The organism is Streptomyces sp. NPDC037273 (assembly GCF_055603625.1).
This window is the reverse complement of record NZ_JBVJVO010000011.1, coordinates 257,406-277,861: the sequence shown is the minus strand read 5'-3', so window position 1 is coordinate 277,861 and position 20,456 is coordinate 257,406. Positions and strand designations below refer to the sequence as shown.

The following is a 20,456-nucleotide window of genomic DNA, read 5'->3' as shown; positions in this document are numbered from 1 at the left end:
CGCGAGTGCACGTGGCGCAGGACACGGCGCCTCACGCGTGAGATCGCGCACAAAGATCGCTTTCGGGGCGAATGAACCGTAAATCTAGAAGATCCGTCTTCCGGTACGCGGGAGGCTCCCGCGTCTGGACGTGCGGGGCCCCTCCCGCTCGCCCCGCCCACCCGTCCCGCTCGTCAGTGAAAGCGCCGCCGAACATGTCTGTCCGTCCCCGCCGCCCCTCCCGTCGCAGAATCGTTTCTGCGGCTGTCGCGACCGTCCTGGTCGGCGGCACCTTCGCCGGGCTCCTCTCGGTGACGGCGGCGAAGCCGGCCGCGCCCCCGGCGCCGAAGCCGGCGCACGAGGCGAAGCCGCCGTCGCCGGTGGCTTCGACGGCGCCGTCGCGGACACCGGCGAAGCCCGCCCGGGCCCCGCGCGCGGAGACGGCCGTGATGCAGATCGTGGCGCACCCGGACGACGACCTGTTCTTCATGAACCCGGACGTCTCGCAGTCGCTGCGCTCCGGCAACCCGCTCACCGGCGTCTACCTCACCGCCGGCGAGTCGGACGGCGTCAACGCCCGGCCCCGCGACGCCGCCGCGACCGAACCCGACAAGGCGGGCTACGCCGAGGCCCGGCAGAACGGCATACGCGCCGCCTACGCCGAGATGGCGACCGGCAGCCGGACCAGCGCCTGGGACCGGACCGCGATGCCCACGGCGGGCGGCGCCTGGGCCGAACTGGACACCCTGCGCGCGAAGCCCCAGGTCAAGCTGGTGTGGCTGCAGCTGCGCGAGGCGGGCTCGATCAGCGGCGACCGTCCGACGAGCCTCAACGGCCTCTGGCACGACCGGATCCACGCGCTGCCCTCCCAGCGGGCGGCCGGCACCCCCGTCGGGGCCGACTTCTCGTACACCAAGGACCAGGTCGTCGCGACCCTCACCGGTCTCCTCGAACGCTTCCGGCCCACCTTCGTCCGCATGCAGGACCCGACCCCCGGCACCTGGCCCGGAAAGCCGGACAAGCTCCGGGACCACCAGGACCACCTCTACGGGGCGCGGTTCGCGCAGGCCGCGCTGGCCCGGTACGCGGAGGTCCCCGGGCATCCGCACGTCGGCGTGCAGAACTACCTGGGCTATCCGACCAGCACGCTGCCGCACACGCTCGACCCCGAGACGGCGGGCGCGAAGCTGCGGACCCTGAAGACGTACGCCTGGACGGACGGGATCAACGACTGCGGGACCGCCGCCGGCTGCGGCGACCTGAAGGTGGCCGCGCGGCCCGCCGGGCGGGGCTGGACGCAGACGGTCCGGTACGCCCGCTCGACCTCCACGTCCTGGGTGCAGCGGGACCCGGACGGCGGGCTGCACGCCTTCTCGGTCCTCGACGGACGGCTCGCCGCCTGGCACAAGCCGGCCGGCGGCGGCTGGCGGGAGCCGGTCCTGCTGCCCGGCGGCGGCCTCGACAGCGGCGTCACCTCCGTGTCCCTGCCCGACGGCCGCCTCGCGGTCTTCGGCACCCGTACGACCCTGGGCGGCGGCGCCTCGGCGTACGGCCGCCAGGTCGTGACCACCGAGCAGACCACCCCCGGCGGCGCGTTCGGCCCCTGGCGCTCGCTCGGCACGCCCGAACGCGACGACGCGGACGGCACCTCCGACATCAGCGCGCCCGCCGTGACCGTGGACCGCGCGGGCCTGGCGACCGTGGTCCTGCGGGACAGCGGCCACCGCCTCACCGCCCGCGAGCGGCGCGCCGACGGCGGCTGGGGTCCGTGGCGGACGCTCGGCGGCACGGACGTGTACGGCGACCCGGTGGCGGCCACCGACGCCGCCGGCCGCGGCTACGTCTTCGCCAGCACCCCGAAGACCGTCCTGACCTGGGCGCAGCAGCGTCCCGGCGGCCCGCTGACGGGTCCGGTGCGGACCGGTCTGCCGCCGACGACGCTGGCGCTGAGCGCGTCCCCCGCGCCGGACGGCGACGGCGTACGCCTCTGGTTCCGCAAGCCGTCCTCCGGCGACCTGCGCAGCGCCGACTTCTCCGGCGCGGGTCCGGTCTCCCCCTTCACCGAGCTGCCCGGCACCGGCGTCGCCGGTTTCGGTCCGGTCAGCGGCGGCGACGGGCTGCTCGCCGTCCGGTCCCGTACGGGTTTCCTCGCGACGGCCCCGCACGGCCGGGCGGCCGGGGCGCCGCCGGCGTGGACGCTGGAGAAGTTCCTCTTCGCCGGCGCGCCGGACGCCGGTCCTGACGGCGTCGCGGCGATCGGTCTCGACGGCCGGCTGCACTGGACTCCCGCTCCCCGTTGAGCCGTTCCGGGTGCGGGGGGCCTTCCGGTGCGGGACGGTGGTCCCCATGAACTGGACACTGGAAGTCGTGCCCGTCCCCGTCACCGACATGGACCGTGCCAAGGAGTTCTACGGCGAGAAGTGCGGATTCAAGATCGACCTCGACGACGAGGTCGCGCCCGGCATGCGGATCATCCAGGCGACCCCGCCGGGCTCCCGATGTTCGATCGCCATGCTCAGCGGCATGCCGCCGATGCCCGGCGCCAAGGAGATGCCGCCGGGCACCCTGCACGGCCTCCAGCTGTGCGTGACGGACATCGAGGCCGCCCGGGAGGAGCTCGTCGAGGCCGGCATCGACGTCTCCCCCGTGATGCACGTCGGCGCGACGGGCTGGGAGAAGGGCAAGGGCGAGACCTGGAACTCCTTCATGACCTTCGAGGACCCCGACGGCAACGGCTGGGTCGTCCAGGAAGCCCCCTCGGAGCTCTCGGAGCGCTGACCCGGGACGGGTCCCCCGACGGTAGGCCCTAGAGCGCCAGGTAGAAGTGCCGGAGCTTGTCGTCCTCCGCCACGCAGCGCATCCCCGCCGCCTCCATCACCCGGTGCGAGGCCGGGTTGTCCAGGTCGGCGTCGCCCTTGATCCCGGCGGCGCCGGCCACCCGGGCCAGCTCGATGAGGGCCCGCAGCGACTCGGAGGCGTAACCGTTCCCGCGGGCCATGGGGAGCAGCCCATAGCCGACGGTGGCGACCCCGAGGTCGTCCGGCGGTCCGTGGAAGCCGATGCCCCCGACGGTCAGGCCGTCGAGCCGGATCTCGTACGCCCGGTACACGCCCGGATCGCCGCGCTCGGCCACTCCGCGCAGGAACCCGTCGGCCGAGCGGACGTCCCCGTCCCCGGGGTACCCCTCCCCCCACTGGTCCCCGGGCCCGGGTTCCCGTCCGACGATGCGTTGGGCCCGCTCGACGGTCAGGGGGTGCAGCACGAGCCGCTCGGTGGCGACGTTCTCGATCTTCACCGGGGCAGTCTGTGCCGCGCCGCGCCCCGGGGCAACGGATTTCTTCCGCCGCCGCGAACACCGCTCAGCGGCGGGCCGCCCAGCGCCGCAGCCGGGCGGTGTTGTCCCGTTTGCGGGCGGCCGAGGCGCCGGTCTCCCGCTCGGCCCGTACGAAGGCGACGACCGGCGTCCAGCGGCGCCGGCCCCCGGGCGAGGTCCACCGGACGGCCGGGAAGGACGTGACGCCGGTGACCGCCTCGCGCGGTATCGTCCGCGTCCGCAGATAGCCCCGGACGATCAGCCGGTGCGCCTCGACCCGCACCCCGGCCCGGTACCCGCGCACGGCGAGCACCCCGAGCGCCAGGACCACGACCGCCAGGAGCGCCCACTCCCACCCGGTCCCGGTCCCGAACTCCGTCCCGAGCGAGAGCAGGGCGATCACGGGCAGGCAACCGGGCGCCGCGTTGGCCACCCGGTTGACCCGCGTCGGCACCAGTTCCGTTCCGGGCCGGGGCTTGGGGACGCTCACCCCGCCTACAGCACCGGCAGGTTCTTGCGGAGTTCGAAGGCGGTGACCTCGGAGCGGTACTCCTCCCACTCCTGCTTCTTGTTGCGCAGGAAGAAGTCGAAGACGTGCTCGCCGAGGGTCTCGGCGACGAGCTCGCTCTTCTCCATGAGGGCGATGGCCTCGCCGAGGTTCTGCGGGAGGGGCTCGATGCCCATGGCGCGGCGCTCGGAGTCGGAGAGGGCCCAGACGTCGTCGTCGGCGCCGGCGGGGAGCTCGTAACCCTCCTCGATGCCCTTGAGGCCGGCGGCGAGGAGGACGGCGTAGGTCAGGTAGGGGTTGGCGCCGGAGTCGATGGAGCGGACCTCGACGCGGGAGGAGCCGGTCTTGCCGGGCTTGTACATGGGGACGCGGATGAGCGCGGAGCGGTTGTTGTGGCCCCAGCAGATGTACGAGGGGGCCTCGCCGCCGGAGCCGGCCGTGCGGGAGGAGCCGCCCCAGATGCGCTTGTACGAGTTGACCCACTGGTTGGTGACGGCGGAGGTCTCGCCGGCGTGGCGCAGGAGGCCCGCGATGAAGGAGCGGCCGACCTTGGACAGCTGGTACTCGGCGCCCGACTCGTAGAAGGCGTTCCGGTCGCCCTCGAAGAGGGAGAGGTGGGTGTGCATGCCGGAGCCGGGGTAGTCCGAGAACGGCTTGGGCATGAACGTGGCCTGCACGCCCTGTTCGAGCGCCACCTGCTTCATGACCAGGCGGAAGGTCATGATGTTGTCGGCGGTGGAGAGGGCGTCGGCGTAACGGAGGTCGATCTCCTGCTGGCCGGGCGCGCCCTCGTGGTGGGAGAACTCCACCGAGATGCCCATCGACTCGAGCATGGTGATGGCCTGGCGGCGGAAGTCCATGCCGACGTTCTGCGGGGTGTGGTCGAAGTAGCCCGAGTTGTCGGCCGGGGTGGGCCGGGTGCCGTCGAGCGGCTTGTCCTTGAGCAGGAAGAACTCGATCTCGGGGTGGGTGTAGAAGGTGAAGCCGAGGTCGGAGGTCTTGGCCAGGGCGCGCTTGAGGACGTACCTCGGGTCGGCGAAGGACGGCGAGCCGTCGGGCATCAGGATGTCGCAGAACATCCGGGCGGTGCCCGGGGCCTCGGCACGCCACGGCAGGATCTGGAAAGTGCCCGGGTCCGGCTTGGCGATCATGTCCGATTCGTATACGCGGGCGAAGCCCTCGATGGCGGAGCCGTCGAAGCCGATGCCCTCGTCGAAGGCCTGCTCAAGCTCGGCCGGAGCCACGGCCACCGACTTCAGGAAGCCCAGAACGTCGGTGAACCACAGGCGCACGAAGCGGATGTCGCGCTCCTCGAGCGTACGGAGCACGAATTCCTGCTGCTTGTCCATTTCCACACCCATCCTCGCTGGTCAGGCCGCCTGCTCCCACCGCCTCGGGTACATCGGGGGGCACCTGAGCATCCCACCACATGGTTTCGCGCACGTTGCGTACCCATACTGCCTGCTCGGCTGTGACACAGGTAACGGGGAGCGGCCGATTCCGGGTGCCTGTTCGCCCGTCCGGCACCTGCCCGTCGATCATCCGGGGGTACCCCGTTCGGCCCACAGTCGCCCTTCGCCCACTACGATCTGCGCCCATGGGGGCCCCACGGCTCGTACGCCTGTCCGGAGACGCGCGTCCCATGGCACTGGTGAGTGCCGTGGCGACGCTCCTCGCCGCGCTCGTCCTCTGTCTGGGGACGGGGCCCGAACGGACGGAGTCCCACCACGAGGAGGGCGACACGCTGCGGGCGGTGACGGTCGCGGGCGAGTACGTCTGCCCGTACGACCGCGGTGGCTGCTCGCTCTTCCCCTCGCTCTCGCCCGCGGTGCTCAGCGCGCCCCCGCTCGACCCGCCGCTGCACGCGGAGGGCGGGCTCCCGCGGCTCGCGCCGCACGCGGGCGACGGCCTGGCGCGCCACTCGGGCGCCCAGCCGCGCGCTCCGGACCTGCACGTCCTTCAAGTTCTCCGGACGTAGCGGCGGCGGGCGTCCCGCCCCCGCACGTCCACCCCGAACTCCACCCCACCCCCCTGAAGAAGGACGACACCACCATGGCCGCCACCCGCTCCGCCAACGCCGACCGCCGCGCCCGAATAGAGGAGATGCGCCGCGCCGAGCAGGCCCGTGAGCGCCGCAACCGTGTCCTCACCATCGGCATCTCCGGCGTGGTCGTCCTGAGCCTCGTCGGCTTCGGCTCCTACGTGCTGATGAAGAAGTCCGACGAGCAGGACGCGAAGGAGGCCGCCGCCAAGGCGCCCATCGCGGCCGAGAAGTCCTGGGACGCGAAGAAGCTCGGCCGCAACCACGTCGAGACGGCCGTGAAGTACGACATGAAGCCGCCGGTGGGCGGTGACCACAACCCGGTCTGGATGAACTGCGACGGCGTGGTCTACAAGCAGAAGATCGCCGACGTGAACGCCGTGCACTCGCTGGAGCACGGCGCCGTCTGGGTGACGTACAGCAAGGCGGCGCCCGAGGCCGACGTGAAGAAGCTCGCCGACAAGGTCGGCAAGACCAAGTACACGCTGATGAGCCCCGTGGACGACCAGGCCGGGGCGATCATGCTGTCCGCCTGGGGCAAGCAGGTGACCGTGGACGGCGCCGACGACCCGCGGGTCGACGCGTTCTTCACGAAGTACGTGCAGGGCCCGCAGACCCCGGAGCCGGGTGCCGCCTGCACCGGCGGCATCGGCGCCGAGGGCGCCGGCGGCGCGGGGATGGGCCAGTGAAGCTGAACCGGACGCAGGGCGCCGCGATCACCGCCGTCGCCCTCGCGGTGCTGTTCGCCGGGGGCGCGGTCACCGTCGCCTCCGCGGACCGCGAGGAGGCCCCGAGCACCCCCGTCTCCGCCTCGGCGGACGCCGGTTTCGCGCGGGACATGGCCGTCCACCACCAGCAGGCCGTCGAGATGTCGTTCATCGTCCGGGACCGGACGAAGGACGAGGAGGTCCGCAGGCTGGCGTACGACATCGCCAACACCCAGGCCAACCAGCGGGGCATGATGCTCGGCTGGCTGGACATGTGGGGGCTGCCGAAGGTCGAGTCCGGCGTCGAGCCGATGGCCTGGATGGGCATGGGCGGTTCCGGCGACAGCGGGCCCCTGGACGGGGCGCTGATGCCCGGCATGGCGACCAACGCCCAGCTCGACCAGCTGCGCAAGGCCAGCGGCCGGGAGGCCGAGGTCCTGTACCTGAAGCTGATGACCGAGCACCACAGGGGCGGCGTCCACATGGCCCAGGGCTGTGTGGAGAAGTGCTCCGTGGACATCGAGCGCAACCTCGCGCAGGGCATGGTCGACGCCCAGCGGTCCGAGATGGCGCTGATGGCGGACATGCTGAGGAAGCGCGGGGCCTGACCCCCGCGAGCGCCGCCACGGCCCCCGTGACCCTCCGGTCGCGGGGGCCGTGGCGTGCGCACACAATGAGTGGGCTCGGGGAGCTCGTACGACGACGTTCGACGAAAGGTACGCACCCCATGACCACGGCGAAGGACATCATGCACCCCGGGGCCCGGTGGATCCCGGAACACGAGACGCTCGACCGGGCGGCGCAGCTGATGCGGGACCTGAACGTGGGCGCGCTGCCCGTCGCCGACGCGAACGAACGCCTCTGCGGCATCGTCACCGACCGCGACATCGTGGTCCGCTGCGTCGCCATGGGCCACGACCCGGCGAAGATCACCTGTGGTGAGATCACCCAGGGCACGCCCCGCTGGATCGAGTCCGGCGCGGACGTCGGCGCCGTCCTGGAGGAGATGCAGAGCCACCAGATCCGGCGGCTGCCCGTCATCGAGGACAAGCGGCTCGTCGGCATGATCAGCGAGGCCGACCTGGCCCAGCACCTGTCGGACGAGGAGCTCAAGGCGTTCTGCGCGAGCGTCTACGCCGCCTCCTGATCCGCTTCCTCACCCGCTTCCAGGACCGCCCGGGCGACCGCGTCCGGGCGGTCCCGCATGACCAGGTGGCCCGAGTGCCCGGCCGCCTCGTAGCGGGCGCCGAGCGCCCGGGCCAGGGCGCGCTGGCGGCGCTCCCAGCGGGCGGAGCCGTCGGGCGCGGCGAGCACGGTGACGGGGAGGCCCGGTGACAGGGGCCGGCTCTCCCTGAGGGCGAGGAGTCCGGCGGCGACGGCCCCGTAGTGGGCGTTCTCCAGGAGGGTGCCGCGCAGCACCCGTGAGGTGCCGTAGACGCGGCGGATCAGCCCGTCGGGCGTCGGGTCCCCGCGTACCGCCAGTCTGCGGAGGGCCGGGCCGAGCGCGGCCGGCACCCCGGCGGCGGAGAGCAGGACGCCGAGGGTGCGGGAGCCCGCGTCCGTACGGGCCGGGCGGGGGCGTTCCTCCACCGAGGCGTCGACGAGGACGAGGCGGGCCGTGCGGTCCGGGTGGAGCCGGGCGAAGGCCTCCGCGTGGAAGCCGGCGATCGAGTGCCCGACGACGGTGACGGGGCCGTGGTGGCCGAGTCCGTCGAGCACCGCCGCGATCCGGTGCGCCTCGCCGGCCGCCGTCGGCGGGGCGGCCGCCGGGGCGGAGAGGCCGTGGCCGGGGCGGTCGAAGCGGACGACCGTGCGGTGCGGGGCGAGGAGCGGGACGACCGGGTCCCAGTCGAACCAGCTCAGGCCGAGGCCCGCGCTGAGCACGCAGACGGGCCCCGAGCCCTCGGTGACGACGTGGTGGGCCACTCCCCCGATCCGCAGGAAGGTCATCGCTCCTCCCGCGCGAGGGAGTACCCGAGGACGGCCAGCCAGACCGCCACCAGGAGGACCTGGAGCCGCTGGCCCGCGCCGAGCGACCAGACGCCCTTGCCGGCCTCGAAGGCGGCGACGGCGGCGAGCGTCCACGCGGTGGCGGCCAGCTCCAGGGCGACGAGGGCGGGGCCGGTACGGGCCAGCGGCCGCCAGTGGCCGTAGCGGCGGGCCGCCACCGTCAGGGCGACCATGGCGGCGAGCGCGCCGGCCATCGCCAGGCTCGAACTGACCGCATGGGCCGTATGGGTGGCGGGCACGAGACCCGCGGTCTCCCGCGCCGCGCACTCCGGGTCCGCGGTCGGCGCGCAGCTGAGCGGCAGCCGGGAGTCCGCCACGGTCGCCGCCCCGAACACGGCGAGCGCCGCCCAGCCGCCCACGGCCCACCGCTCGCGGCCGCTTGCCCGTCGCCGCCCGAGGGTCGCCGCGAGGCCGGTCAGGGCGCCCGCGAGGACCAGGAGGCCGGCGGTGAGGTCGGTGGCGCGGAAGAGGCCGCCGAGGGGCTGGTCGGCGGCGGCGAGTTCGGAGACGTACGTGCGGACCGGGTCGAGCCCTGTCCGCACGAGGACTTCGAGGACCCAGGCGGTGTACGCGAGCGCGCCGAGGGCCGTCAGGGCGGCGGCCGCGCGCGTGACACTCCTGGGCATACCGGCTCGAACGCTAGGGCGCGGCCGAAGGTTCCCGGTGGTCGGGGTGGACCCAGCCGGGCTTGCGGTACTTGAGGAGCGCCGCCGGGATCACGATGCCGAGGAGCAGCAGACCGCCGCCGACGATCAGCAGGTAGCGCCAGAGCGGCTGGTCGCCGAACTGGTCGGGCGGGACGAAGCCGATGACGAGCGCGGCGACCGAGGCGACGAAGCCGATGCCGGCGACCCATGCGACGGCGGGCACGCGGAAGCCGCGTTCGACCTCGGGCTGGGTCCTGCGGAGCTTGACGACGGCCACGAACATCAGCAGGTAGGCGATCAGGTAGATCTGCACGGTGATGACGGAGAACATCCAGTACGCGCTGGAGACGTCGTCGCTGAAGGCGTAGAGGATGCCGATGAGGGTGGTGACGACGCCCTGCGCGATCATGATGTTCTGCGGGGCGCCGTCCTTGTTGAACTTCTGCAGCGAGGGCGGCAGATAGCCCTCCTGCCGGGAGAGCAGGACGAGGCCCTTGGCGGGCCCGGCGAGCCAGGTGAGCATGCCGCCGAGGGCGGCGCAGACCAGCATGATGCCGACGACCTTGGTCATCCAGCCGATGGAGAAGTGGTCGAAGAAGGCCTGGAAGGCCTGCATCAGACCGGCGGTCAGGCTGAGCTGCTCGGACGGCATCACCCAGGCGATGGCCAGGGCCGGAAGGATGAAGATCAGCAGGACGAGGCCGGTCGCCAGGAACATCGACTTCGGGTACTCGCGCTTGGGTTCGCGCAGCGAGGAGACGTGGACGCCGTTCATCTCCATGCCCGCGTAGGACAGGAAGTTGTTGACGATGAGGACCAGGCTCGCGAGGCCGGTCCACGGCGGCAGCCAGTGGTCGGCGCTCATCGGCTGCGCGGAGGGGTTGCCCTGGCCGAGGAAGACGATGCCGAGGACGACGAGCAGCACGCCGGGGATGAGGGTGCCGACGATCAGGCCGAAGGAGGAGAGGCCCGCGATCGTCTTCGTGCCGCGCGAGGAGATCCACACGCCGGTCCAGTAGATGACGATGATGACGATCGCGACGTACAGGCCGTTCTCGGCGAGCGAGGGGTCGATGACGTACGCGAAGGTCGAGGCGACGTACGCCAGCAGGCTCGGGTAGTACGCGATGGTCATGGCGAACTGGCACCAGACCGCGAGGAAGCCGAGCGGCTTGCCGAGCGCCTCGCTGACCCAGCGGTAGATGCCGCCGTTCCAGCCCGAGGCGAGCTCGGCGCCGACGAGGGCGGTGGGCAGCAGGAAGACGATCGCGGGGAGCAGGTAGAGGAAGATCGCGGCGAGTCCGTAGATGGCCATGGACGGCGAGGGCCGCAGGCTCGCGACGGACGCGGTGGTCATGAAGGCGAGGGTCAGCCAGGAGATGAACTGGCGCTTCGTGCCGTCGTCCTGGACGACGCCCTCGTCGGTCGCGGCGGACCGCGCCGATTCTGCCGGGTCGTCAGTGGTCGTCATGGGCCCATGATCAGCGGGGTGCGGCCGCCCCGCATGTCGGCGCGGGGCGGGGTCGCGGGCGCGGGCCGCGCGAGGTGACGGATCGGTGCCGATTCCCCCACCGGCCCGAAAGCCGCTGGCCAGAGCCGGTTCGCCGGTCTAACGTCGACGCTTCGGATCACCTCGGAGGACCCCGCATGACCACGCCCGCAGACACCCCCGACTCGCCCCCCTGGGCCCCGCCCGCACCCCGCCCGCCCGCCGCACCGGAGGCACCCGTCGCGGAGACGCCCGTCGCGGAGGCACCCGTCGCGGAGGCGCCCGTCGCGGAGGCGGGCCACGGGGTGACGGTCCCGGCGCAGGCGCCCGGCGCGGAGACGGGATCGGCCGGGGCGGCCCACGGGCAGACGGGACCGGTCGGGGCGGGGCCCGCGGTGGCGCCGCCGGCTCAGGCCGCCGTCGCGCCGTTCCCGGGTTCGCCCTACGGGGCGGGGGTGCCGCAGGGACCGGGCGCGCCGGGGCCGTACGGCGTTCCCGTCGGGCGGACCGGGCTCGGGGTGGGGGCGCTGGTCGTCGGTGTCGTGGGGCTGGTGTTCGGGATCGTGCCGTTCCTGTTCTGGCTCGGCGGGGTCATGGGCGTCCTGGCGCTGGTCATGGGCGTCGTCGGTTACGGCCGGGCGAACCGGGGCGAGGCGACCGACCGGGGGCAGGCGGTCGCGGGCATCGCGCTCGGGGCGGTGACGATGGTCGTGGCGGTGGCCTGGCTGGTGGTCCTTGTCGTGGCGGCGCGGACCGTGGAGCGGACCGACGAGCGGGTGCGGGAGAAGGAGGGCTGGTCCGCGGAGCCGTTCGCGCCGGACGGCGTGCCGGAGCGCACGGCGCGGCCCGAGCCCTCTCCGGAGCCGACGGAGGAGGCTCCGGCGACGCTCGCGTTCGGCGGGACCCACACCTACCCGGACGGGGTGAAGGTCACCGTGTCGGTGCCGAAGCCCTACCGGCCGGACGGGTTCGCCGCCGGGTACGAGAAGGGCGACACCGCGCTCCGGGTGACGATCACGATCGTCAACGGCAGCGACGAGGCCCTCGACGTGACCACCGCGCTGCCGGACGCGCGCGACGCGGAGGGCGCGCGGGCGAGCACGATCTTCGACGGCAGCCGGGCGACGGAGATGTTCCGGGGCACGGTCCTGCCGGGCAAGCAGGTCAAGGCCGGGTACGCGTTCGCGCTGCCGGCGGACGCGGACGGCGAGCTGCAGATCGAGCTGGCGCCGAAGCTCCTCGCGTACGAGCCGGCGATCTGGACCGGTCCGGTGAAGTAGCCGTGGACGGTCCGTTTCCCAGGACATAGCGTCGGTCTGACGATTACACTGGGCGGGTGCCTCAACTACGCCTCGCCCTGAATCAGATCGACTCGACTGTCGGAGACATCGCCGGGAACGCCGAGGCGATCGTGCACTGGACCCGGCACGCCGCCGGGCAGGGCGCGCATCTCGTGGCGTTCCCCGAGATGGCGCTGACCGGATACCCCGTCGAGGACCTCGCGCTGCGCTCCTCGTTCGTCGAGGCGTCCCGGGAGGCCCTGCGCGGGCTGGCCCGGCGGCTGGCCTCCGAGGGCTTCGGCGAGCTGCCGGTGGTCGTCGGCTACCTGGACCGTTCGGAGCGGGCGGAGCCGCGGCTCGGCCGGCCGGCGGGGTCGCCGGAGAACGCCGCCGCGGTGCTGTACCGCGGCGAGGTGGTGCTGAGGTTCGCCAAGCACCACCTGCCCAACTACGGGGTCTTCGACGAGTACCGCTATTTCGTGCCGGGCGACACGCTGCCCGTCGTCCGCGTCCACGGCGTCGACGTGGCCCTGGCGATCTGCGAGGACCTCTGGCAGGAGGGCGGCCGGGTGCCGGCGACGCGCTCGGCGCGGGCCGGCCTGCTGCTGTCGGTGAACGCCTCGCCGTACGAGCGGAACAAGGACGACACCCGGCTCGAACTGGTCCGCAAGCGGGCCCAGGAGGCCGGCTGCGTGACCGCGTACCTGGCGATGACGGGCGGTCAGGACGAGCTGGTGTTCGACGGCGACTCGATCGTCGTGGACGCGGCCGGCGAGGTGATCGCGCGGGCCCCGCAGTTCGTCGAGGGCAGCGTCGTCCTCGACCTGGAGCTGCCGGCCGCCGAGGCCGACGCGCCTGAAGGCACGGTCGACGACGGGCTGCGGATCGACCGGGTGGTGCTCTCCGACGAGCCGCTGCCGGCGTACGAGCCGGAGCTGACGGGCGGGTACGCGCACCGGCTCGACGACGACGAGGAGGTGTACTCGGCGCTGGTCATCGGGGTCCGCGCGTACGCCGCGAAGAACGGCTTCCGTTCGGTCCTGATCGGTCTTTCGGGCGGCATCGACTCGGCGCTCGTGGCCGCGATCGCCTGTGACGCGCTCGGCGCGGAGAACGTGTACGGCGTCTCGATGCCGTCGAAGTACTCCTCCGACCACTCGCGCGGCGACGCGGCCGAGCTGGCCCGCCGCACCGGCCTGAACTACCGCACGGTGTCGATCGAGCCGATGTTCGACGCGTACATGGCCTCGCTCGGCCTCACCGGCCTCGCGGAGGAGAACCTCCAGTCCCGGCTGCGCGGCACGACGCTGATGGCGCTCTCCAACCAGGAGGGCCACATCGTCCTGGCGCCGGGCAACAAGTCCGAGCTCGCGGTGGGCTACTCGACGCTCTACGGCGACTCCGTGGGCGCGTTCGGCCCCATCAAGGACGTGTACAAGTCGGACGTCTTCCGGCTCGCGCGCTGGCGCAACCGGGCGGCCGAGGACCGCGGCCAGACGCCGCCGATCCCGGAGAGCTCGATCACCAAGCCGCCCAGTGCCGAGCTGCGCCCCGGCCAGGTCGACACGGACTCGCTGCCGGACTACGAGGTCCTGGACGCGATCCTCGCCCTGTACGTGGACCGGGACCAGGGCCGGGACGCGATCGTGGCCGCCGGGTTCGACGAGGAGCTCGTGACGCGGACGCTGCGGATGGTGGACACGGCGGAGTACAAGCGGCGCCAGTACCCGCCGGGCACCAAGATCTCGGCGAAGGGCTTCGGCAAGGACCGCCGGCTGCCGATCACCAACCGCTGGCGGGAGACTCCGCTCTCCGGCTGACCCGCCGCCCCCTGCCGGGGCGTCAGAGCTTCACGCGGGCGGCGATCGGGAGGTGGTCGCTCTTCGTCTCCGGCAGGGCCCAGGAGGACACCGGCTCGACGCCCTTCACCATGATCTGGTCGATCCTGGCCATCGGGAAGGACGCCGGCCAGCTGAAGCCGAAGCCGTCGCCGGCCGCGCCCTGGGTGGAGCGGAGCTGCGAGGTGACGGCGTTGAGCGAGCGGTCGTTCATGGTGCCGTTGAGGTCGCCGAGGAGGACGATCCGCTCGTGGCGGTCGCGGGAGATGGCCTCGCCGAGCGCGTTGGCGCTGGTGTCGCGCTGGTTGGCGGTGAAGCCGGCGTTCAGCTTGACCCGTACGGACGGCAGGTGGGCGACGTACACCGCGACGTCGCCCTTCGGGGTCACGACGGTGGCCCGCATGGCGCGGGTCCAGCCCATCCGGATGTCGACGGGCTGGGCGGCGCGCAGCGGCAGCTTGCTCCACAGCCCGACCGTGCCCTGCACCGAGTGGTACGGGTAGGCCTTCGCGAGGCTCCGCTCGTACGTCGGGACCATGTCGCCCTTGAGTTCCTCCAGGGCCAGCACGTCGGCGTCCGAGGCGGCGAGCGCGCGGGCGGTGCCCTCGGGGTCCGGGTTGTCGGCGTTCACGTTGTGGGTGGCGACGGTCAGGTCGCCGCCGGGGGCCGACTTGTCGGCGACGAGGCCGCCGAAGAGGTTGAGCCAGACGACGGCCGGCAGCAGCAGGGCGATCAGCGCGGTGGCGGAGCGGCGCACCAGGGCGAGGACGAGCAGCAGCGGCAGGAAGAGGCCGAGCCAGGGCAGGAAGGTCTCGGTGAGGCTGCCGAGGTTGCCGATCCGGTTGGGGATCTCGGCGTGGAACACCATCAGGAGCGTCAGGGCCACCGCCGCGAGGGCGAGCAGGATGCCGCGGCGCCAGATGCCGGGGTCGCGGCGGAGCCGGTCGAGGGAGGCCCGGAAGCCGGACCCGGAGCGCCCGTTCCCGGCGTCGCCGTATGCGGTCTCCGTCATGTCCACCCGCGCCATCGCACTGTCCTCACTGCTGCCTTGCCGTCTTGCGTGACCCGGTGTCGACACTAGGCGATCCCGGGTCCGTCGTACTCCCCCAGGGACGACACAGCCGCGTGGCGGGTTCCTGCAGGTGGCGCGGGCGCCGACCCTGTGACAGAACGCGCACATTCGTACGGCTCGGCGCCTTCGTGCCGCTCGGCGGGGATCGGACCGGCTCCGGCGGCTTCGTACCGCTTCCGGTCAGGGGCGCGGGCGGAGGCCTTCGAGGACGGCGTCGACGACCCGCTCGGCGAGGCCGGGCTCCAGGGTGGCGCCGGGGCGGATGACGGTACGCAGCAGCAGCGGTCCGGTGAGGAGGTCGTTGACGAACTCGACGTCGAGGTCGGCGCGGATCTCGCCCTGCTCCATGCCGCGCCGCACCGCGTCGAGGCCGATCCGGCGGCGCGGTTCGATGACGGCGTGGTGGTAGGCGTCCCACAGCTTCGGGTAGCCCTGCATCTGCGCGAACACGTGGTGCAGGACGGCGGAGCTCCGCTTGGCCAGGCCCCGCTGCCGCAGCGATTCGAGGAGGGCGACGAGGTCGTCCCGGACCGAGGTGCCGGGCAGCACCGGGTCCGGGGGCTCCACCGAGCGGACCAGGTCGACGAGGAGCTCCTCCTTGCCGGCCCAGCGGCGGTAGATCGTGGCCTTGCCGACGCCGGCGGTGCGGGCGATCCGCTCGACGGAGAGGTCCCCGAGCGGGACCCCTTCGTCGAGCAGCCCGGCCGCCGCGTCGAAGATCGCCCGCTCCACCGCCTCGCTCCGCGGCCGTCCCCGGCGCGCGGGGACGGGCTCGGGCGGGCGCTCCTCGTCGTGGGGGTCCGGGGTCCCGCCGTCCTGCAGCGACACGTGCGCTCCGCCTCTCGTCCGGGTGGTGGCCGGGTGGTTACCGTCGGGCCGATTCTCCCGCCTCGCCGCCGGGTGCCGGTACCGAGGCCCGCGGGGTGTCGCCGGCCGGGCCCGCGGCGGGGCCGGCCGGCGTGCGGCCGGGGAGGAAGGCGGCGACGACGGCCGCGCCGGCGAGGGCGATGGCGGCGGAGGCGGTGGCGGTGACGTGCATGGCGTCGAGGAAGGCGTCGTACGCGGGGGCGACCAGGTCGCGGCCGGCCGGGCCGAGCTTCTCGGCGACGGCGAGGGTGGCCTCGACGGATTCGCCGGCGGTGTCCCGCAGGGCGGCCGGGACGGCGCCGAGGTGCCCCTCGATCTCGCCGCGGTAGCTGGAGGAGAGCACCGAGCCGAGGACGGCCACGCCGAGCGCGCCGCCGACCTGCCGGAAGGTGTTGTTGATCGCCGAGCCGGAGCCGGCCTTCTCGCGGGGCAGCGTCTGCATGATCGAGACGGTGACCGGCGGCATGATGTGCGCCATGCCCGCGCCCTGGAGGAAGAACACGACCTCCAGGACCCAGACCGGCGTCGAGGCGTCGAAGAAGGCGAAGGCGGCGAGGCCCAGGGCGACCAGGAGCATGCCTCCGGTGCAGACCGCCTTGGCGCCGAAGCGCTCGACGACGAGCCGGGCCCTGGGCGAGAACACCATCTGCGCGACGGCGAGCGGCAGGATGAGCAGCCCGGACTGGAGCGCGCTGTAGCCGCGGACGCTCTGCAGGTAGAAGGCGGAGAAGAAGGTCACGCCCATGAGGGCGAAGAAGACGAGCGCGATGGCGGCGACGGCCGCGGAGAACGCGGGCTTCCTGAAGTAGGTCATGTCGATGGCCGGGTGGTCGCTGCGCTTCTCGTGGAGGACGAAGCCGGCGAGGACCGCGAGGCCGCCGAGGACCGGGGCGAGGACGGTGACGTCGGTGAAGTCGGCGAGTTCGCCGCCGCGGATGATCCCGTACACGAGGAGGACGAGTCCGACGACGGAGAGGGCCACGCCGGGTATGTCGATCCGGCCGGGCTTCGGGTCGCGGGAGTCGGGCACGAGCCAGACCATCAGGGCGAGGGCGAGGACCACGACGGGCACGTTGACCAGGAAGATCGATCCCCACCAGAAGTGTTCGAGGAGGATGCCGCCGGTGATCGGGCCGATCGCGATGGCGAGGCCGACGCTGCCGGCCCAGATGCCGATGGCCTTGGGCTGCTCGTCGCGCTCGAAGACGTTCATGAGGACGGCGAGGGTGGCGGGCATGACGAACGCGGCGCCGAGGCCCATCACGGCCCGGTAGGCGATGAGCTCGCCCGGGGTGCCGGAGAAGGCGGCGAGGGCGGAGCCGATGCCGAAGACGGTGATGCCGAAGAGCAGCACCTTCTTGCGGCCGAGGCGGTCGCCGAGCAGGCCGGAGGTGAAGAGGAGGCCGGCGAAGACGAGCGTGTAGGAGTTGATCGACCACTCCAGCTCGCTCTGGGTGGCGCCGATGCCGGTGGGCGCGGGGGAGGCGATCGTCTTGACCGCGACGTTCAGGATCGAGTTGTCGAGGACGACGATGAGCAGGCTGAGCATGAGGACGCCGAGGACGGCCCAGCGGCGCCGGTGGACGGCCTCGGGGACGCGGGACGGGGCGGGCTGCGGTGACATGCCCACCACCCTAGGGGGAATTTCGATACGAGACCGTCTCGTATCGAAAAACCTGACCGAGGCTTTACGTTGCGGCGGTGTGAACAGCGCCACTCGCGCCCACTTCCCCGCCCGCCCGGCGAAGTGCCACCATGGATGTGGTCCGGGGACGCCGTGAGGGCGCCTCGAGATGACAACAAGGAGCCGTTCACCATGACGCTTCAGCCTGCCCAGAAGACGCCCGCCGACAGCGGCAAGACCCTGTACGGCGGCACGGGCACGCGCCGCATCACCGTCCACGACATCGCCGCCGCCAAGGTCCGCGGCGAGAAGTGGCCCATGCTCACCGCCTACGACGCGATGACCGCCTCCGTCTTCGACGAGGCCGGCATCCCGGTGATCCTCGTCGGCGACTCGATGGGCAACTGTCACCTCGGCTACGAGACCACCGTGCCCGTCACGATGGACGAGATGACGATCCTGTCCGCCGCCGTCGTCCGGGGCACCAAGCGCGCCCTCGTCGTCGGCGACCTCCCCTTCGGCTCGTACCAGGAGGGGCCCGTCCAGGCCCTGCGCAACGCCACCCGGCTGGTCAAGGACGCGGGCGTCAACGCGGTCAAGCTGGAGGGCGGCGAGCGCTCGCTGGCCCAGACCGAGATGCTCGTCCAGGCCGGCATCCCCGTCATGTCCCACCTGGGCCTGACCCCGCAGTCCGTGAACACCATGGGCTACCGGGTGCAGGGCCGCAGCGACGAGGCCGCCCACCGGCTGCTCCGCGACGCCAAGGCGGCCCAGGACGCGGGCGCGTTCGCGCTCGTCCTCGAACTCGTACCGGCCGAGCTGGCCGCCGAGGTCACCCGCTCGCTGCACATCCCGACCGTCGGGATCGGTGCCGGCGCCGGCACCGACGCCCAGGTCCTCGTCTGGACCGACATGGCCGGCCTGACCGGCGGCAAGGTCCCGCGCTTCACCAAGCAGTACGCCAACCTCCGCGGGACGCTCGGCGACGCCGCCCGCGCCTTCGCCGAGGACGTCTCCGGCGGCGCGTTCCCCGCCGAGGAACACACGTTCCACTAGCCCGCCCCCGGCCCCGACGGGCCGGCCGGCGCGGCACGGGACGAACCGGTACGAGCCACTGCGGCACCACCTACAGCCCGCCGACATCCCCCATCGGCGGGCTGTAGGCCTTCTGTAGGAAGACTGTCGGTGGCGCCTGGTTCAGTAACGACCATGACGCGATCACACACCAACGCCGTCGAGGTCCGAGGCCTCGTGAAGCACTTCGGCGAGACGAAGGCCCTCGACGGGGTCGACCTGGACGTACGGGAGGGCACGGTCCTCGGAGTCCTCGGCCCCAACGGCGCGGGCAAGACCACACTCGTCCGCTGTCTGTCCACCCTCCTCGCCCCGGACGCCGGGACCGCCACCGTCGCGGGCTACGACGTGGTGCGGCAGCCCCGCCAGCTCCGCCGCACCATCGGCCTCACCGGCCAGTACGCCTCCGTGGACGAGAAGCTCTCCGGCTTCGAGAACCTCTACATGATCGGGCGCCTGCTCGACCTCTCCCGCAAGGACGCCCGGAGCCGCGCCGACGAGCTCCTGGAGCGCTTCTCCCTCACCGAGGCCGCCAAGCGGGCCGCGATGACGTACTCCGGCGGCATGCGCCGGCGGCTCGACCTCGCCGCCTCGATGATCGGCAAGCCCGCCGTGCTCTACCTGGACGAGCCGACCACCGGCCTCGACCCGCGGACCCGCAACGAGGTCTGGGACGAGGTCCAGCGGATGGTCTCCGAGGGCGTCACCGTCCTGCTCACCACCCAGTACATGGAGGAGGCGGAGCAGCTCGCCAACGAGCTGACCGTCATCGACCGCGGCCGGGTCATCGCCAACGGCAAGGTCGACGAGCTGAAGGCCAAGGTCGGCGGCCGCACCCTCAAGGTCCGCGCCGTCGACCCGGCCGACCTGGGGGCCATGGCGGCCGCGCTGCGCGAGACCGGCCTCGACGGCGTCGCCGGCTCGACCGTCGTGCCCGACGAGGGCGCGCTGTACGTGCCGATCCTCACCGACGAGCAGCTGACCGCCGTCGTGGGCCTGCTCGGCGCGCGCGGCTTCGGCATCGCCCACATCGGCACCCACCTGCCCAGCCTGGACGAGGTGTTCCTCGCGATCACCGGCCAGAAGTCGACCGTGTCCGACGCGCTTCCCGAGGAGGTCGCCGCATGAGCGCCACCACGACCACCACCCCGCTGTCCAAGTCCCCCGTCGAGACTCCCGGTTCCGGCCCCGCGCCGGTCCGCTCGGGCTCCGGCGAGGGCCGGATCGGCGTCCGCGCCAACCTCCGCCACATCGGCGCGCTGGCCCGGCGCAACGCCCTCCAGATCAAGCAGGACCCGGAGTCGATGTTCGACGCCGTCCTGATGCCGATCATCTTCATCCTGCTGTTCGTGTACGTCTTCGGCGGCGCGATCGCCGGCAAGGGCAACAACGACGCGTACGTGAACTACGTGACCCCCGGCCTGATGGCGATGATGGGCATGAACATCGCCATGGGTGTCGGCGTCGGCATCAACGACGACTTCAAGAAGGGGGTGATGGACCGGTTCCGGACGATGCCGATCGCCCGCTCCTCGGTCCTCATCGCCAAGATCGTCGTCGAGGTCGGCCGCATGATGATCGCCGTCGCGATCCTGCTCGGCACCGGCTTCCTGCTCGGCCTGGAGATCAAGACCTCGTTCGTCGAGCTGCTCGCCGCCATCGGCCTGTCCGTGGTGTTCGGCGCCTCGCTGATGTGGATCTTCATCCTGCTCGGTCTCACCATGAAGACGGCCCAGGCCGTCCAGGGAATGGCCATGCTCGTCCTGATGCCGCTGCAGTTCGGCTCCTCGATCTTCGCCCCGCCGACCTCGATGCCCGGCTGGCTGGAGACCTTCACCGACTACAACCCGCTGTCCAACCTGGCCGACGCCGCCCGCGGACTCATCAACGGCGGCCCGGTCGCCCACTCGGTGTGGATGACCCTCGGCTGGGCGCTGGCCATCACGGTCGTCACGGCGCCGCTCGCGGTCTCCAAGTTCCGCAAGAAGACCTGACCCGGGAACGGGG

20 protein-coding genes are annotated in these 20,456 nt (G+C 72.5%); 11 read left to right on the top strand and 9 right to left on the bottom strand.

Annotated features, from left to right (window positions below; all coding sequences use genetic code 11):
• Positions 1 to 194: 194 nt before the first annotated feature.
• Positions 195 to 2,279: a PIG-L family deacetylase gene (locus tag ACZ7G1_RS27535; RefSeq protein WP_470882323.1), complete on the top strand. Its 2,085-nt coding sequence runs from the start codon at positions 195 to 197 to the stop codon at positions 2,277 to 2,279.
• A 46-nt stretch (positions 2,280 to 2,325) separates the two neighbouring features.
• Positions 2,326 to 2,757, top strand: a complete 432-nt coding sequence (locus ACZ7G1_RS27530; RefSeq protein WP_470882325.1) for a VOC family protein — start codon at positions 2,326 to 2,328, stop codon at positions 2,755 to 2,757.
• Positions 2,758 to 2,785: 28 nt separating this feature from the next.
• Here the strand turns inward: ACZ7G1_RS27530 and ACZ7G1_RS27525 are convergent, their stop codons facing one another.
• The 3 genes from ACZ7G1_RS27525 to ACZ7G1_RS27515 form a co-directional block, all read right to left on the bottom strand.
• Positions 2,786 to 3,274 (bottom strand): GNAT family N-acetyltransferase, encoded by a 489-nt coding sequence (locus ACZ7G1_RS27525; RefSeq protein ID WP_470882327.1) that lies wholly within the window; start codon positions 3,272 to 3,274, stop codon positions 2,786 to 2,788.
• A gap of 64 nt (positions 3,275 to 3,338) precedes the next feature.
• Positions 3,339 to 3,782: a hypothetical protein gene (locus ACZ7G1_RS27520; RefSeq protein ID WP_470882328.1), complete on the bottom strand. Its 444-nt coding sequence runs from the start codon at positions 3,780 to 3,782 to the stop codon at positions 3,339 to 3,341.
• Between the two features lie 5 nt (positions 3,783 to 3,787).
• Entirely contained in the window at positions 3,788 to 5,149 is a 1,362-nt protein-coding gene (locus tag ACZ7G1_RS27515) for a glutamine synthetase family protein (protein WP_033209691.1), read from the bottom strand.
• Positions 5,150 to 5,442: 293 nt separating this feature from the next.
• On the opposite strand from ACZ7G1_RS27515, the gene ACZ7G1_RS27510 reads away from it, so the two are divergent.
• The 4 genes from ACZ7G1_RS27510 to ACZ7G1_RS27495 all read left to right on the top strand — a co-directional run bounded on the left by ACZ7G1_RS27510 (position 5,443) and on the right by ACZ7G1_RS27495 (position 7,695).
• Entirely contained in the window at positions 5,443 to 5,778 is a 336-nt protein-coding gene (locus ACZ7G1_RS27510; RefSeq protein WP_470882329.1) for a hypothetical protein, read from the top strand.
• A gap of 74 nt (positions 5,779 to 5,852) precedes the next feature.
• A complete protein-coding gene (locus tag ACZ7G1_RS27505; protein WP_470882331.1) occupies positions 5,853 to 6,530 on the top strand; it encodes a DUF3105 domain-containing protein in 678 nt (225 codons plus the stop codon).
• A gap of 2 nt (positions 6,531 to 6,532) precedes the next feature.
• Positions 6,533 to 7,156: a DUF305 domain-containing protein gene (locus tag ACZ7G1_RS27500; protein WP_470882352.1), complete on the top strand. Its 624-nt coding sequence runs from the start codon at positions 6,533 to 6,535 to the stop codon at positions 7,154 to 7,156.
• Positions 7,157 to 7,275: 119 nt separating this feature from the next.
• The gene (locus ACZ7G1_RS27495) at positions 7,276 to 7,695 is read left to right on the top strand and encodes a CBS domain-containing protein (RefSeq protein ID WP_470882333.1); all 420 of its coding nucleotides are present in this window, start codon (positions 7,276 to 7,278) and stop codon (positions 7,693 to 7,695) included.
• On the opposite strand, the gene ACZ7G1_RS27490 is transcribed toward ACZ7G1_RS27495, so the two are convergent.
• From ACZ7G1_RS27490 to ACZ7G1_RS27480, 3 genes are read right to left on the bottom strand one after another with little or no spacing between them, the layout of a single operon-like run.
• Entirely contained in the window at positions 7,680 to 8,498 is an 819-nt protein-coding gene (locus ACZ7G1_RS27490) for an alpha/beta fold hydrolase (protein WP_470882335.1), read from the bottom strand. The two genes, ACZ7G1_RS27495 and ACZ7G1_RS27490, sit on opposite strands and share 16 nt — an antisense overlap.
• Entirely contained in the window at positions 8,495 to 9,184 is a 690-nt protein-coding gene (locus ACZ7G1_RS27485; protein ID WP_470882337.1) for a DUF998 domain-containing protein, read from the bottom strand. The genes ACZ7G1_RS27490 and ACZ7G1_RS27485 overlap by 4 nt, the downstream gene beginning before the upstream one ends.
• 13 nt (positions 9,185 to 9,197) lie before the next feature.
• The gene (locus ACZ7G1_RS27480) at positions 9,198 to 10,676 is read right to left on the bottom strand and encodes an APC family permease (RefSeq protein WP_470882339.1); all 1,479 of its coding nucleotides are present in this window, start codon (positions 10,674 to 10,676) and stop codon (positions 9,198 to 9,200) included.
• 176 nt (positions 10,677 to 10,852) lie between these two features.
• On the opposite strand from ACZ7G1_RS27480, the gene ACZ7G1_RS27475 reads away from it, so the two are divergent.
• Both ACZ7G1_RS27475 and ACZ7G1_RS27470 read left to right on the top strand, forming a co-directional pair.
• Positions 10,853 to 11,974 (top strand): DUF4190 domain-containing protein, encoded by a 1,122-nt coding sequence (locus ACZ7G1_RS27475; protein WP_470882341.1) that lies wholly within the window; start codon positions 10,853 to 10,855, stop codon positions 11,972 to 11,974.
• A gap of 56 nt (positions 11,975 to 12,030) precedes the next feature.
• Positions 12,031 to 13,794, top strand: a complete 1,764-nt coding sequence (locus tag ACZ7G1_RS27470; RefSeq protein WP_470882342.1) for an NAD+ synthase — start codon at positions 12,031 to 12,033, stop codon at positions 13,792 to 13,794.
• A 22-nt stretch (positions 13,795 to 13,816) separates the two neighbouring features.
• Here ACZ7G1_RS27470 and ACZ7G1_RS27465 read toward each other — a convergent pair whose 3' ends face one another.
• The 3 genes from ACZ7G1_RS27465 to ACZ7G1_RS27455 form a co-directional block, all read right to left on the bottom strand.
• Positions 13,817 to 14,839, bottom strand: coding sequence for an endonuclease/exonuclease/phosphatase family protein (locus tag ACZ7G1_RS27465; RefSeq protein ID WP_470882344.1), 1,023 nt, complete (start codon positions 14,837 to 14,839; stop codon positions 13,817 to 13,819).
• Positions 14,840 to 15,064: 225 nt separating this feature from the next.
• Entirely contained in the window at positions 15,065 to 15,712 is a 648-nt protein-coding gene (locus ACZ7G1_RS27460) for a TetR/AcrR family transcriptional regulator (protein ID WP_470882346.1), read from the bottom strand.
• A gap of 37 nt (positions 15,713 to 15,749) precedes the next feature.
• Positions 15,750 to 17,375 carry an MFS transporter gene (locus ACZ7G1_RS27455; protein ID WP_470882347.1) on the bottom strand — a complete coding sequence of 542 codons (1,626 nt, stop codon included), beginning with the start codon at positions 17,373 to 17,375 and terminating at the stop codon, positions 15,750 to 15,752.
• A gap of 192 nt (positions 17,376 to 17,567) precedes the next feature.
• Here ACZ7G1_RS27455 and panB point away from each other — a divergent pair, with 192 nt between their 5' ends.
• The 3 genes from panB to ACZ7G1_RS27440 all read left to right on the top strand — a co-directional run bounded on the left by panB (position 17,568) and on the right by ACZ7G1_RS27440 (position 20,443).
• A complete protein-coding gene (gene panB, locus ACZ7G1_RS27450; protein ID WP_471204284.1) occupies positions 17,568 to 18,431 on the top strand; it encodes a 3-methyl-2-oxobutanoate hydroxymethyltransferase in 864 nt (287 codons plus the stop codon).
• A gap of 153 nt (positions 18,432 to 18,584) precedes the next feature.
• Positions 18,585 to 19,577: an ATP-binding cassette domain-containing protein gene (locus ACZ7G1_RS27445; RefSeq protein WP_470879512.1), complete on the top strand. Its 993-nt coding sequence runs from the start codon at positions 18,585 to 18,587 to the stop codon at positions 19,575 to 19,577.
• Positions 19,574 to 20,443, top strand: coding sequence for an ABC transporter permease (locus ACZ7G1_RS27440; RefSeq protein ID WP_470879511.1), 870 nt, complete (start codon positions 19,574 to 19,576; stop codon positions 20,441 to 20,443). Before ACZ7G1_RS27445 ends, ACZ7G1_RS27440 begins: the two co-directional genes overlap by 4 nt.
• Positions 20,444 to 20,456 lie beyond the last annotated feature (13 nt).

What these genes read in the sequence shown, in the direction of transcription:
- ACZ7G1_RS27445 (WP_470879512.1), top strand. Translation starts at nt 18,585, where the DNA reads ATGACGCGATCACACACCAACGCCGTCGAGGTCCGAGGCCTCGTGAAG.
- ACZ7G1_RS27495 (WP_470882333.1), top strand. Translation starts at nt 7,276, where the DNA reads ATGACCACGGCGAAGGACATCATGCACCCCGGGGCCCGGTGGATCCCG.
- ACZ7G1_RS27505 (WP_470882331.1), top strand. Translation starts at nt 5,853, where the DNA reads ATGGCCGCCACCCGCTCCGCCAACGCCGACCGCCGCGCCCGAATAGAG.
- panB (WP_471204284.1), top strand. Translation starts at nt 17,568, where the DNA reads ATGACGCTTCAGCCTGCCCAGAAGACGCCCGCCGACAGCGGCAAGACC.
- ACZ7G1_RS27530 (WP_470882325.1), top strand. Translation starts at nt 2,326, where the DNA reads ATGAACTGGACACTGGAAGTCGTGCCCGTCCCCGTCACCGACATGGAC.
- ACZ7G1_RS27475 (WP_470882341.1), top strand. Translation starts at nt 10,853, where the DNA reads ATGACCACGCCCGCAGACACCCCCGACTCGCCCCCCTGGGCCCCGCCC.
- ACZ7G1_RS27490 (WP_470882335.1), bottom strand. Translation starts at nt 8,498, where the DNA reads ATGACCTTCCTGCGGATCGGGGGAGTGGCCCACCACGTCGTCACCGAG.
- ACZ7G1_RS27535 (WP_470882323.1), top strand. Translation starts at nt 195, where the DNA reads ATGTCTGTCCGTCCCCGCCGCCCCTCCCGTCGCAGAATCGTTTCTGCG.
- ACZ7G1_RS27440 (WP_470879511.1), top strand. Translation starts at nt 19,574, where the DNA reads ATGAGCGCCACCACGACCACCACCCCGCTGTCCAAGTCCCCCGTCGAG.
- ACZ7G1_RS27455 (WP_470882347.1), bottom strand. Translation starts at nt 17,375, where the DNA reads ATGTCACCGCAGCCCGCCCCGTCCCGCGTCCCCGAGGCCGTCCACCGG.
- ACZ7G1_RS27515 (WP_033209691.1), bottom strand. Translation starts at nt 5,149, where the DNA reads ATGGACAAGCAGCAGGAATTCGTGCTCCGTACGCTCGAGGAGCGCGAC.
- ACZ7G1_RS27465 (WP_470882344.1), bottom strand. Translation starts at nt 14,839, where the DNA reads ATGGCGCGGGTGGACATGACGGAGACCGCATACGGCGACGCCGGGAAC.
- ACZ7G1_RS27510 (WP_470882329.1), top strand. Translation starts at nt 5,443, where the DNA reads ATGGCACTGGTGAGTGCCGTGGCGACGCTCCTCGCCGCGCTCGTCCTC.
- ACZ7G1_RS27480 (WP_470882339.1), bottom strand. Translation starts at nt 10,676, where the DNA reads ATGACGACCACTGACGACCCGGCAGAATCGGCGCGGTCCGCCGCGACC.
- ACZ7G1_RS27485 (WP_470882337.1), bottom strand. Translation starts at nt 9,184, where the DNA reads ATGCCCAGGAGTGTCACGCGCGCGGCCGCCGCCCTGACGGCCCTCGGC.